Genomic DNA, 12,179 nt, shown 5'->3' with positions numbered 1-12,179 from the left:
CTACTCTTTTATAGTATTAATTTCTAAATTAGAACTTTTGTAGTACATATATTTTTTACGTGAAGCTAATAACGCCTGCTCTTGCTGATAGACGAACTCTTTAAGCTCCTTTATCTTAATCCTTTGAGGATCTACTGCTACGTCCATAATATTTATCAAAACATCAAAACCAGAGGTTATAAATAAATTATCTGTTATTAGGATAGGAATATTCTTATATTGGTTATATTCTCTAGCACTTATCGCACAATGATGAGGGATAAAAGACTCTCCTCCAGGTTGCCATAGTTTTTCATCTAGTTCTTTGGCAATTCCAGTAGGTGCTAAAATTGCAAATGTCTTATTTTTATAGTTATCTAAAACATAGTTAACAATCGAGTCTAATAACTCTTTTTGTTCAGACGTTTGTAAAACGTGAAACTCAACTTGCATATAAAATATCTTTAAATCTAATACTCAACTTCTATAGAAAACTTTCAGCAGATTTTTCTAGTCAAGCATATCCTTCATCTTTGGAAGATAGTTTAACATAAATAGATTACCCTTTTACTATTGTTGATACTTAAATGCAGATTTTAATTTTGTTACGAAATCAGTTCCTAAAACAAAAAAGCTTGCTATAAATATTACATCTCCACTAAACAAAATAAAAATCATATTAAGCTCACCGACCTGTTTAATCTTATCAAAAATAAGAATCATCTCAGTAACTAAAGTTGGATATATTAAGCTCGCAAAGAACATAATAATGCCTAGCAAATATCTTTTATAACTGATAGGCTTTTGTCCTGAAAATGCGGATTTGAATATCTTTTTTATTCCGGCTTTTATCGCATCTATAATTGCTCGCCCAAGTAACATTACAGATAAAACAAACATCCCCTCTGCACTTGCTAACAATATAGAAGAAATTGCTAAATAACTAGCTGCAGATAGTCCTAAAAAAGGCATAATACAAAATACTATTATATACGGTACAAATGACAAACAAAAAAATACAATACCTAAATAATATTTCCAATCCTTTTTTGTCATTTGCATAACTTTAATTATCCTTGAGTTTTAATAGTTACTTGTATAGCTTTTATTAGTGCCTGTGTTGCATCAATACTACTCATACTTGATGTATTACTCTTATCAACAACCTGAGCTGGTGTATATGGTACATGGATAAATCCACCTATTTTTTTAGGGTATTTCTCATCTAAGAGCTCTAGTAAATGATACATCACATGATTACATACAAATGTCCCTGCTGTGTTAGATATATGAACAGGGATTCCTTGTTTTTTCACTGAACTCTGTATTTTATATATAGGTAATTTTGTGAAGTATGCATTTTTACCAGTTTTAGATATTTTCTTATCTATTGGTTGATTATTATCATTATCAGGAATCCTTGCATCATCAACATTTATAGCTACTCTCTCAAGTGAAACCGCTGATCTGCCTCCAGCTTCTCCTACATCTATAATAATATCTGGATTATACTGCTTTATTAAGCTATCTAGCTTTTCAGTTGAGCTTTTAAATGATACTGGCAATTGCTTCTTCACGATAGTCACACCATCGATCTTATCTGGCAAATTCTTAACCGCTTGCCAAGCTGAATTAATACTCTCACCGCCGAAAGGTGTAAACCCTGTTACCAAAACAGTTTTTGCTTGAGCAGCAACAATAATTGTCAAAAACATAAAGATACTAAAAAATACTTTCTTCATAGCTATCACTCATATAGTTTTTTTACTAATTTAGCATTAGCTGATTTATTTTTCTTGGCTTTTTTAACCTTATTAATCAGCTCTATCAATTCTTTATATTGGTTAAAATCCTTGTGGGCATATATAGCGCCATTTAACTCTTTTAAAATTTTCTCTAATTCAGGGAATACTCTTGCAACTTCTAACAGTGAGAATATATGCTTATCTGATTTAGTATTAGCCCAGCTAATTATAGCTTTTTGTAATTCAATGTTATCTTTATTAGAGCATGCTTTTTTGATTTCCTTTAAACCTACTGCCACTTTTTCTACAGGCTCTTGGTCTATATAATCAACTACTTTAACTGCTTTCCTTGTATATTTAACTTTTATCAATAAAATTAACGTCAATACCCACAATACTATAAATGCTATAGCTAAATCTCTCCAAAAAGGATCTTGAACTGTTTTTTCAATAATCTTTGGTGATGAGTCATTATTGCCCACAAGATTACTAGGCATATTACCTTTTTGAATATCAAAGGTCTTTGGCGCTAAGCTAGTTACTTCAGACTTATGTGTATCAACATCATACCATTTAAGCTTAACACTAGGTACTGTGACTTTACCTTCTTTAATAGGCATATAGCCTACCTTATAAGTAGCAACACCTGTTAGATGACCTCCTTTTTCAATATCTTGAAGCTCCGGCTTTTCTGGATAAACATTAAATGCATCTGATGATTTAAATTCCAAATCTGGAATATCACTACTTAACACACCTTCAGCTGTAACCTTAACAGTTCTAGTTAAAAGCTGACCTTCTTTAACTCCCTTATCTTGTGACCAGTTATCACTAATCTTTACATCTGATGCTGGGAACCAATCTTTAATACTTATATCATTTGGAACTGGCTCAACACTTAGAGTTTTAGCTTTAGTAGAGAAGAATTTTCTCCTAGACCCAAGTTGTCCAAAAGCATTAGGGATAGTTGCTTGCAGAACAATCGCAGGTATCTTTACCTCCCCTGTGGTATTTGGAATTATTAAAAAGCTTTCTTCAACAACATCATATAATTTACCATTGATACTCTTTTGGTAAGTTTTACGATGATTTGTCATTTTAATATCAGATTTTTTTATATCAAATGGCTTAGGTTGTAGGCTTAATATTGGCCTTGAGGTATATATTCTCAAAGTATATAAAACTGGTACATTTACATAGGTCTTGTTAGTATCTAAAGTTCCTATAGCAAAAAGATCTTGGTACTTACTCTGCTCTTCGTTTGATAACTCTTTATCAACTTCTATTTTTATTGGTTTTGTAGTTTGATTACCAACTGTTATCGCAGGTATTACAAGATTGCCTGTCTTATTAGGCATTAATGTAATTATCATCTCAAAATGAGAATTTCTCTTACCATTAATAACCGTTGTTTTACTACTAGTGCTTGTATTATAAACCGTAAAATCTTTCTTCAAAGCATCTAGATCAGGCTGAGTATTAAAACTATCTAAATGCAAAACTAGCTCAAACGTTTCACCTTTTTCAATATGATTCCTACTAACTGTTGCTGATACTTTAGCGTAGCTAATGTTTATAATCATTATTGATAGTATAAAAATACTTATTAATTTAAATAGTTTAGCTTTCACGTTTATCTCCTATCATTCTTTGGTAGTCACGTGCAAATTTATGTCTAAGAAGTCCACCTGGATCATCATCAATCATTGATAGCAGCTTATCTGACTCTTTTTTATCAAGTTCTTTTTGACGCTGCTGTTGCAGATTATTTTGTTTAGTATTTTGCTGATCTTTATTGTTCTTATTATCTTTGTTGTTCTTGTTATCTTTATTGTTCTTGTTATCTTTATTGTTCTTGTTATCTTTGTTGTTCTTGTTATCTTTGTTGTTCTTGTTATCTTTGTTGTTCTTGTTATCTTTGTTGTTCTTGTTATCTTTGTTGTTCTTGTTATCTTTGTTGTTCTTGTTATCTTTGTTGTTCTTGTTATCTTTGTTGTTCTTGTTATCTTTGTTGTTCTTGTTATCTTTATTGTTCTTGTTGTTTTGCTGATTCTTTTTCTGCTCTTCTAGTTTTTTAGCTATTTCTAAATTACTTTTAGCATCTTCAAAATCAGGCCTTTTTTCAATAGCCTTTTTATAAGTTTCTATAGCTTTTTTATACTGACCTAGATGAGTTAAAGCGTTACCTTGGTTATAAAGCCCCTTTGCAGAGTTATCATTTTTAAACTCCTGATACGCATTTTTATAATCACCCGACTTATAATACGAAGCCCCTTTCCAATCACTATTTTCAAAAGCTACAGCCGCCTTTTTAGCATTGCCACTATCATAATAGCTCATACCTTGCTGATCTTTTGTCTGCCATAAGTCATCCCAACTACTAGCAAAAGAGATACTAGGTATTAGTATTAAAATAAATATTAATCTCTTTAACGACATATTCTCTCCAAAACACCTCTTCTAAAGATAAAAACACTCAAAATACTCAACACCCAAATTATATAAATCCCATCATCTTGCCAGAAAACATTTGCTGAATCTTGCTTTGATTCTTTTGTTCCAACACCTATTTTCTCTGATAACAAGCTCTTAATATCTGTATTATTATTTGTTAGAGTTACCAGCTTACCATCCCCAGCATTTGCTAGCGACCTAAGTTTAGAAAGATTAACTCCAAAATATTGAATATTACCTTTATCATCTTTTAGGTAGTTACCCTTAGCATCTTTAGCAATTCCACCTTGAGGAGTACCTATAGCATATACATCTATTTTTATATCCTTTGCAGCTAAATCTTTTGCTTCTTTTATTGCTTTAGCAGAAGGAGTTGAATCAGTTACTAATATAATTTGTCCCTCTGAAGCTCCTGCTTGCTCGATAAGTTCTGCTGATTTTTTAATTGCTCTTGTAATATTATGGCCCTGTACAGGAACAATATCTGAGTTTAACACTGGTACTAAGTTTGCCACTGTTTTTGCATCTGAAGTCAAAGGAGTTACGACAAAAGGCTCACTAGAAAACACCAACATCCCTACTTGACCTTCTTTTATTCTCTTTAAAATATCGAGTATTTTATATTTAGCTCGCTCAAGCCTACTTGGTGATACATCTGCAGTATCCATTGACTTAGAAACATCTAATGCAATAACTCTAGAGAAATTTTTCTGATAAACAGGAATATCTTTATGTTTATATGTAGGTCCAGCTAGTGCAAATACTGCTATGCTCCATAAAATCAAAAATCCCAAAGGTATCAGCGTTTTATTTGTTTTTGAGTCTTGACCTATCGTTACATGCTCAAGTAGGTGACTATCACAATACTTACTCCAGCTATTTGATTTTGCCGAATATTTAAAAAGTAATATAACTAAAATAACAATAGGTATCAAAGCTAAAAGCCACCAAGGCCTTAATAAATGAAAATCCATTTTAATGCCCTCCTCTACGTTTTAGCCAAACACCTGCAACTACAAAGCTTAAAATCAATGCTAGACCTAAACTCCAAGGATAAAGATATGTAACTGGTCTAACTATTGTTTTATCAGATTTGATTGGTTCAAGCTTATCTATGTCTTTATATATATTTTTCAAATCACTACTATTTTGAGCTCTAAAATATTGTCCTCCGGTCATTTTAGCTATTTTCTGTAATGTCTCTGTAGCTAAATCTTCCGAAGTATTTACTAGTTGTTTACCGAATGCTGTTTGTACAAGCATCTGGCCACCTCCAAGAGCTATCGTATAAATTTTTATACCATATTGTTTAGCAATTTCAGCTGCTTGTAATGGTTGTAATAGTCCTGAAGTATTATCTCCATCTGTAAGTAATATAATAGCCTTTGAATCATTTGGATATGACTCTAATTTTTTAATAGATAAGCCAAGCGCATCACCTATAGCGGTATTTGGTCCAGCTAATGCAATACTAGAATCATCAAGCATTTTTTTAACGGTCGGAATATCAAAAGTTAACGGTGTCTGTAGATATGCTCGCGTCCCAAAAAGTACTAAGCCAACACGATCACCTTTTCGAGTATCTAAGAACTGGTTTGCTACACGCATAACAAGGTCAAATCTTGATTCCATTTTCCCATTAGGCTTTTTCATATCCTCTATTGCCATACTTCCAGATAAGTCTATAGCCATCATTAATGCTCTACCACTTTGAGGCATACTCATTGGCTTACCTAACCATTGAATTCCTGACCCTGAAACAATTAGAAGTATCCAAATAGCTGCTAGAATATATTTAAAATAATTGGCTTTTGAGAAATCATGCGCACTATGAGAGCCTAATTGAGACTGTAATTGATCAAAAAATGGTGTTTTTAATGCTGATTGTTGATTATTTTTAGCTCTTGGAATAATCCAGTATACAACCAATGGCAAAATTACTAAGATAAAAAACCAAGGGTATTCAATATTTATCATATAACACTCCTCAACCATTTCTCAGCTACTGCCATTATCTCACCGAAAGTTGATCTATCTAACTCAACTGGTTTATAGGTGTTCCCTAGTAGTCTTGCTTTAGTAGTTTCAAAGCTCTCATCATCTATTTTTGAATCAAGAAACTCAAGCCATTTTTCACCATATAAGGTTTTTATATTCTCATTTGGGAATTTCTGCATTGCCACTCTTTTTAGATATACAGAGATGCTCTCTAACACATGAGTTGGATTATTCTTATAGACATCCTCTACTTCATGCCTAAACTCATTAATTATAGAATCCTTATATTGTTTTTTCTTTTTCTTGAAGCGTAAAATAATAAAGCTCAAGATAATTATTAGAATAATAATACCTAAAACTATCCACCAACCATATGCTAATGGCCACCACTGAGAAATTCTATCAGGTAAATAAATATCTTTTAATTGTGCTAAAAGATTATTATTTTGCATAATTCGCTACCCCATAATTTATTGTTCTGATCAAATTATCATTCGTAGCAACTTCTATAAAACCCGTCTTATTTTTACGTGAAAATTCTTCTATAGCATCATGTCTAGTTTTATAAATATTCTTATAGACCTGATTTTGTCTCTTGCTTGCAGAATCTAATACAACTCTTTGCTTACCATCACTAAAATAGTAAGTATCTAGCCCAGGAAGATCTTTTTCTATAGGATCATAACTAAATACATTAATCACTGAGTTTTTATTATTTAACAATTTAAGGTATCTGTTCGCTTCTTCATCAAAGCTACTAAAATCGCTTATCACAACGACTATACTACTGCTTCGGATCTTGGCATAAAGAAACCTCAAAGCCTCAGCAAGTTTTTTACCAGAAGCTAATTGATACTTTTTCTCATCATTTGCAACAAAGTTAAACATTTTGACTAAGGCTGACTTGTCTTGTTTTGCAGGATAAAAGTTGTAACCATGATCATCAAAAATAATTCCACCAACCTTTTCATGAGCCTCTAATGCTCCAAAACCTATCAGTGCAAGAATATTTGTAGCTTTTACACTTTTAAAACACTCTCTAGTGCCAAAATGCATACTCTTAGTTTGATCTAGAACGAAGTATAAACTTCTCTCTCTTTCTTCGTGATACACTTTTGTATAAGGCTTTCCTAAGCGTGCTGTAAGTGCCCAATGCATAAGACGAATATCATCACCTGCTTGATAATGTCTGACCTCATCAAAGTCCATACCTCGACCCTTCGCTTTAGAAAGACTATTACCAGCATTTACACTATTGACTCTTTGACTTGCAAAAAGTTTTAGAGCTTTAGTTTGGTAACGATAGCTTAAAAGCTCATTAACATCAGGTTTTATTCCTTTGTAATTTTTCATAGTTTCTCTTTACTGATCACTTCTCATACACAAGTATTGCAACTTACCCTAGATTCTAAGACCATATATTCTTATGGTATTGGTACAACTTTTAATAACTCAGTAATAACATCATCTGTTGTTACTCCATCAACTTCTGCCTCAAAAGTCAAAAGTATTCTATGGCGTAGCACCTCATAAACAACCTCATGAATATCACTTGGAGAAACATAGTCATGACCTATAAGCCAAGCATGTGCTCTTGCAGCTCTATCTAATGCTATAGTTCCTCTTGGGCTAGATCCAAATGCAATCCACTTCTTGATGTTTTGGTTATATTTTGAAGGATCTCTAGTAGCTAATATCAATTGAATAATATACTGCTCAACTGCTTCAGAAACTTTTATATTAAGAACTTCTTGTTGCGCTCTAAAAATAGTCTCTTGATGAATATTCGGATGCTTTAACTTATGCCCTAATGCTTCACCTCTACTTATAGCTAAAATCTTTGCCTCAGTTGCAGGATCAGGATATTCAATCTTAACAAACATCATAAATCTATCTAGCTGAGCCTCTGGTAGAGGATAAGTACCTTCTTGCTCAATAGGATTTTGTGTTGCCATTACCATAAATAAATCAGATAACGGATAGGTTTGCTTACCTACTGTTATTTGCTTTTCACCCATTGCCTCAAGTAGTGCTGATTGGACTTTTGCTGGAGCTCTGTTTATCTCATCAGCTAAAAGTAAATTATGAAATAAAGGTCCTGATTGAAACTCGAATGTCTGCTGCTGGGGCACATAGATTTCTGTACCTGTTAAGTCTGCAGGTAAAAGATCTGGAGTAAACTGCACTCTATGATACGAGCAATCTATACTTTCTGATAATGTCTTAATTGCTGTAGTTTTTGCTAAACCTGGAGCACCTTCTACAAGTAGATGCCCACCTGCTAATAATGCTATAAGTAAGCGTTTATTTAGGTTTTCTTGACCCACCACACGATTATTCAAAAACTCTAATAATTCTCCAAACTCACTATAAACAGACATCTATGTCCTCCTAAAATCTTAAATCACTTGATTAGACAGTATAGGGGCTATTACTACTTTTTCAAGGGTTTAAACATCATATAGCTAATTTACAAAAAACAAATACTGTTATAAAATTCTTATCAGCTAACTATAAAGGAGTAAGGAAAAATGAAAAAAATTAAACTTTTAGCAGTTGGTATATTAGCTATTTCTGCTCTTGCAAGCTGCTCAAACAACTCTAGTTTATCTAATGATCTAAATAATACTGGAGATTCTATTGTAAGGTTTGTAAATGGTACTTTCTCAGCTCAGATAGATAACACTAGTGTAAGTAGCGTTTACGATGCTACTAAATTAGCTTTAAACAATAGTAAAATCTATAATATTACCAATAGTTCTATAAATGATAAGTCTGCTGATGTATCAGGAACATTTGCAACAGACAAGAACTACTTTAACAAATCAGGAATTGATAATTTTGATGTTAGAATAGTTAAAGCTAATAACAATATAATTAATATATATATCAAAATTGGTAAGCTTGGCGATAAACAAGCATCTGTTGACTTACTTGCTAATATAAGAACAAATCTAGGCCTATAGTTTAATGTCTTTTAAAACACCACGTGTACTTTCTATACAGTCTCATGTTGCATATGGTTACGCAGGAAACAAAGCAGCTGTATTTCCTATGCAAAAACTTGGAGTAGATGTATCTCCTATATATACAGTCCAACTATCAAATCATACTCAGTACGATTTTTTTAAGGGTTCTTTTTTTAACGCTAACGATATTCAAAATGTTATAGATGGAATGATAGCTAATAATTTCTTAGCTAAGCAAGATGCTATCTTATCTGGATATATTGGTGATCTTGAAGTTGCAAAAGTTATTGCTAACACAGTTCTAGAACTTAAAGAAGAAAATCCAAATAGTTTATACTGTTGCGACCCTGTTTTTGGTGATAAATATGATGATCAAGAAGATGGGCATATTTTTGCTTCTAAAGATCATCCTAATATTTTTTTAGAGTACTTACTACCTTTAGCAGATATTATTACACCAAATCTATTTGAGTTAAGCATACTTAGTAATACTAAGATCAAGGATTATGAAGATATCTCAAAAGCATGTGAAAAATTAATTAAGATCACAAAGAATAATAAGTTAATAATCATAGTGACTAGTGTATCTTTTAGTAGCTCAAAAACAGGTATAGCTATATATAATAATGGTAGCTTCTCCCATTTAGAGTCTCCTAAATACAAGGTTCAAGCTAAAGTTAGTGGTTCTGGAGATATCACTGCAGCGATGTTTCTTAGCTACCTATTAAAAGGAAAAAACCTCGAAGATACGCTACACGCAGTTACAGAATGCTTAGATGGTATTTTCAGAGTAACTCATGAATTAGATACTGATGAGCTTGCTCTAGTTCAAGCTCAGGAGTATATCAAATAATGCAACGCTACAATAAAGTCACTGACGTACATAAATACAAACGCGAAATCGTTCTTTTAAAAAGTCGCCCATGTGCTTATGGTAAGTGTACATTTTGTGATTATATTTTAGATAACTCTAAAAATATTGATGAAATAAACAGCATCAACTTTGAAGTGCTCAAAAATGTCACCGGAGAGTTTGGTATATTAGAAATTATAAACTCTGGAAATGTTTTTGAGCTACCTCTACAAACAAAAAATCGTATTAAAGAAATTATAAAAGAGAAGAATATCAAACTACTTTTTGTTGAAGCTCATTGGATGTATAAAGATCACCTTCATAAGATCAAAGATATCTTTGAAACTGAGATCTTTATAAAAACAGGGCTTGAGAGTTTTGATTATAACTTTAGAGAAACACTCTTAAATAAAGGTTTTCACCACGACTCTCCCGAGCAACTAAGTAAGTTGTTTGACTCTGTTTGTCTGTTAATAGGTGTCCAAGGTCAGACCAAAGAAATCATCAAAAATGATATTCAAATAGCAAAAGATTACTTTAAGCATACTACTCTTAATTTGTACGTTAATAATACTACTCATATAAAAGCTGATGAAAGCCTAAAGAAATGGTTTTTAACAGAATATAAAGATCTCTTTAATGATCCTCAGTTTGAGATACTTGTAGATAACACCGACTTCGGTGTTGGTGATTAACTTTTTTCACATAAAAAAACTATGAAGATCGTAGTGACACATCGCCTCCTCTAACACATCTTACATAGTTTAAGCTTCTTATAGCATCTCCTTGTGGACCATGCCATATCTTCGAAGTTTTTACTTTAGGATCACTACGTACAGAACCAGCTCCATGGACATCCATTATTTTGCCATGCATTTTCCCTAAAGCTCTACCAAATGAAACATATATCGCATTACTACCAGGATCTATACCATCAAGATGTGTAGTTGAAGTCCAAAAATATGGATAATCTTTTTGCCCGCCCTCATTAGCAATTTGCGTAGTCATGAATATTGGATCTATAGCAGGTGAATTAGTGGTATCTGGAGATCTTGAATAATCAACTATATATTGCAATTCTTTTGCATTAGGTAATCTCCAATCGTTATACTTAGCTGTTGATAAGTTTTGACAATACAATAAAGCATCTTGCCAATTCATTCCTTTATCGCTATCTTTTTTGCTCCACATCAAACCTGTAGAATTATCTGTGATAGTACCATCATTATTATCAACAAACTTATTAGCTCCATAAGATTTTGGTCCTCTAACATACCTAACATAATATTTTTTCTCGCCTTTAAGCAAATTAGTATGATATGGGTATCCTTTAATACGACCATCTGCAAAGTTAACACCAAAAAATGTTTGATTACCATTCATAGTAGTATTTACATATTTTGTACTACTAACCCACTGTGCGTCCATATATCTATCGCCATCAGCTTTATTACCATATTCAAAATCAAAATAACGGGTATTAATAAAAGGTATTGCATTGGATGGAATATCATACATATCTCTATGACCATTCATATTACCATTAAAATTATTTGTTGAATCGCCTCTTCTTGAATTAAATAATTCACCTCTTTGATGAGGTTCTAAGAATCTTTTTCTATCTCCCCTAGGTGGATAAACATTATTAGGTCTGTGTAAAATAGCATTATTATCATTATGAGATGGAGTCCCCCCATATCCATTATAATCAATTATGGAATAAAGCTCTTTAATAGTTGGTATACGCCAGTCCGTATAGCCACCTGCTTTTATATTATTAGTACTTTTTATAGCCTGATCATAAGTTAATTTTTTTGTATTGACCTCTTTAGTCCACATAAGACCAGTATTTAAATCCGTAATAGTACCGTCATTATTATCTCGAAACGCTGGCGGATTGATTATATATTGAGCATCCTGTCCAAAAAAACTCATTCCCTTCTTAGGGCAAATAATTATGCCAGTATTATTATAGCAGTTAGACTGCCCAGTATCAGGAATCTTATTCTTTGAGTGATCCATAGCAAAAGATGATGATATGCAAAATAAAACCAATATTACTAATTTAAATCCATAAAATCTTATTCTCATTTAAAATATCTCCTAGTGACACTAATATCATTTTGAGAGAATAGTCAAGCTCATAACTTATTATAAACCAAGACTATAAGAAATTCTTAT

Annotated in this window: 14 protein-coding genes; 3 read left to right on the top strand and 11 right to left on the bottom strand. The window is 32.3% G+C overall.

What is annotated here, in order from left to right:
* The 10 genes from FIP56_RS01025 to FIP56_RS00980 all read right to left on the bottom strand — a co-directional run bounded on the left by FIP56_RS01025 (window position 1) and on the right by FIP56_RS00980 (window position 8,557).
* A complete protein-coding gene (locus tag FIP56_RS01025; RefSeq protein ID WP_192577151.1) occupies window positions 1-432 on the bottom strand; it encodes a DNA polymerase III subunit chi in 432 nt (143 codons plus the stop codon).
* Between the two features lie 117 nt (window positions 433-549).
* Window positions 550-1,035 carry a transporter suffix domain-containing protein gene (locus tag FIP56_RS01020; protein ID WP_192578817.1) on the bottom strand — a complete coding sequence of 162 codons (486 nt, stop codon included), beginning with the start codon at window positions 1,033-1,035 and terminating at the stop codon, window positions 550-552.
* Window positions 1,036-1,049: 14 nt separating this feature from the next.
* Window positions 1,050-1,721: a pyroglutamyl-peptidase I gene (pcp, locus tag FIP56_RS01015; RefSeq protein WP_192577150.1), complete on the bottom strand. Its 672-nt coding sequence runs from the start codon at window positions 1,719-1,721 to the stop codon at window positions 1,050-1,052.
* A 5-nt stretch (window positions 1,722-1,726) separates the two neighbouring features.
* Window positions 1,727-3,355, bottom strand: coding sequence for a BatD family protein (locus FIP56_RS01010; protein WP_192577149.1), 1,629 nt, complete (start codon window positions 3,353-3,355; stop codon window positions 1,727-1,729).
* On the bottom strand, window positions 3,345-4,163 hold the full coding sequence (locus FIP56_RS01005) for a tetratricopeptide repeat protein (protein WP_192577148.1): 819 nt from the start codon (window positions 4,161-4,163) through the stop codon (window positions 3,345-3,347). The genes FIP56_RS01010 and FIP56_RS01005 overlap by 11 nt, the downstream gene beginning before the upstream one ends.
* Entirely contained in the window at window positions 4,154-5,152 is a 999-nt protein-coding gene (locus tag FIP56_RS01000; protein ID WP_192577147.1) for a VWA domain-containing protein, read from the bottom strand. Before FIP56_RS01000 ends, FIP56_RS01005 begins: the two co-directional genes overlap by 10 nt.
* A gap of 1 nt (window position 5,153) precedes the next feature.
* On the bottom strand, window positions 5,154-6,155 hold the full coding sequence (locus FIP56_RS00995) for a VWA domain-containing protein (RefSeq protein ID WP_192577146.1): 1,002 nt from the start codon (window positions 6,153-6,155) through the stop codon (window positions 5,154-5,156).
* The gene (locus tag FIP56_RS00990) at window positions 6,152-6,628 is read right to left on the bottom strand and encodes a DUF4381 domain-containing protein (protein ID WP_192577145.1); all 477 of its coding nucleotides are present in this window, start codon (window positions 6,626-6,628) and stop codon (window positions 6,152-6,154) included. Before FIP56_RS00990 ends, FIP56_RS00995 begins: the two co-directional genes overlap by 4 nt.
* Window positions 6,618-7,529: a DUF58 domain-containing protein gene (locus tag FIP56_RS00985; protein WP_192577144.1), complete on the bottom strand. Its 912-nt coding sequence runs from the start codon at window positions 7,527-7,529 to the stop codon at window positions 6,618-6,620. Before FIP56_RS00985 ends, FIP56_RS00990 begins: the two co-directional genes overlap by 11 nt.
* 71 nt (window positions 7,530-7,600) lie before the next feature.
* Window positions 7,601-8,557 (bottom strand): MoxR family ATPase, encoded by a 957-nt coding sequence (locus tag FIP56_RS00980; protein WP_150467670.1) that lies wholly within the window; start codon window positions 8,555-8,557, stop codon window positions 7,601-7,603.
* 150 nt (window positions 8,558-8,707) lie between these two features.
* On the opposite strand from FIP56_RS00980, the gene FIP56_RS00975 reads away from it, so the two are divergent.
* Genes FIP56_RS00975 through FIP56_RS00965 form a run of 3 tightly spaced genes read left to right on the top strand, consistent with a single transcriptional unit; the run spans window position 8,708 to window position 10,693 of the window.
* Window positions 8,708-9,142, top strand: a complete 435-nt coding sequence (locus FIP56_RS00975) for a DUF3568 family protein (protein ID WP_192577143.1) — start codon at window positions 8,708-8,710, stop codon at window positions 9,140-9,142.
* A 4-nt stretch (window positions 9,143-9,146) separates the two neighbouring features.
* Window positions 9,147-9,998 carry a pyridoxal kinase gene (gene pdxY / locus FIP56_RS00970; RefSeq protein ID WP_192577142.1) on the top strand — a complete coding sequence of 284 codons (852 nt, stop codon included), beginning with the start codon at window positions 9,147-9,149 and terminating at the stop codon, window positions 9,996-9,998.
* Complete coding sequence (locus FIP56_RS00965; protein ID WP_192577141.1) at window positions 9,998-10,693, top strand: radical SAM protein; 696 nt, start codon at window positions 9,998-10,000, stop codon at window positions 10,691-10,693. Before pdxY ends, FIP56_RS00965 begins: the two co-directional genes overlap by 1 nt.
* A 19-nt stretch (window positions 10,694-10,712) precedes the next feature.
* Here FIP56_RS00965 and FIP56_RS00960 read toward each other — a convergent pair whose 3' ends face one another.
* Window positions 10,713-12,089, bottom strand: coding sequence for a DUF1566 domain-containing protein (locus FIP56_RS00960; RefSeq protein WP_192577140.1), 1,377 nt, complete (start codon window positions 12,087-12,089; stop codon window positions 10,713-10,715).
* Between the last annotated feature and the right edge of the window lie 90 nt (window positions 12,090-12,179).

The sequence above is a fragment of the Francisella sp. LA112445 genome, from assembly GCF_012224145.1.
Classification (GTDB): Bacteria; Pseudomonadota; Gammaproteobacteria; order Francisellales; family Francisellaceae; genus Francisella.
The sequence above is the reverse complement of the archived record's forward strand: the minus strand, read 5'-3'. Positions and strand labels throughout refer to the sequence as shown.

Bases quoted from the DNA above. Each gene is read 5' to 3' on its own strand.
- FIP56_RS00960 (WP_192577140.1), bottom strand. From the start codon at position 12,089: ATGAGAATAAGATTTTATGGATTTAAATTAGTAATATTGGTTTTATTT.
- FIP56_RS00975 (WP_192577143.1), top strand. From the start codon at position 8,708: ATGAAAAAAATTAAACTTTTAGCAGTTGGTATATTAGCTATTTCTGCT.
- FIP56_RS00965 (WP_192577141.1), top strand. From the start codon at position 9,998: ATGCAACGCTACAATAAAGTCACTGACGTACATAAATACAAACGCGAA.
- FIP56_RS00980 (WP_150467670.1), bottom strand. From the start codon at position 8,557: ATGTCTGTTTATAGTGAGTTTGGAGAATTATTAGAGTTTTTGAATAAT.
- FIP56_RS00985 (WP_192577144.1), bottom strand. From the start codon at position 7,529: ATGAAAAATTACAAAGGAATAAAACCTGATGTTAATGAGCTTTTAAGC.
- FIP56_RS00990 (WP_192577145.1), bottom strand. From the start codon at position 6,628: ATGCAAAATAATAATCTTTTAGCACAATTAAAAGATATTTATTTACCT.
- FIP56_RS01005 (WP_192577148.1), bottom strand. From the start codon at position 4,163: ATGTCGTTAAAGAGATTAATATTTATTTTAATACTAATACCTAGTATC.
- pdxY (WP_192577142.1), top strand. From the start codon at position 9,147: ATGTCTTTTAAAACACCACGTGTACTTTCTATACAGTCTCATGTTGCA.
- pcp (WP_192577150.1), bottom strand. From the start codon at position 1,721: ATGAAGAAAGTATTTTTTAGTATCTTTATGTTTTTGACAATTATTGTT.
- FIP56_RS01020 (WP_192578817.1), bottom strand. From the start codon at position 1,035: ATGACAAAAAAGGATTGGAAATATTATTTAGGTATTGTATTTTTTTGT.
- FIP56_RS01000 (WP_192577147.1), bottom strand. From the start codon at position 5,152: ATGGATTTTCATTTATTAAGGCCTTGGTGGCTTTTAGCTTTGATACCT.
- FIP56_RS00995 (WP_192577146.1), bottom strand. From the start codon at position 6,155: ATGATAAATATTGAATACCCTTGGTTTTTTATCTTAGTAATTTTGCCA.
- FIP56_RS01025 (WP_192577151.1), bottom strand. From the start codon at position 432: ATGCAAGTTGAGTTTCACGTTTTACAAACGTCTGAACAAAAAGAGTTA.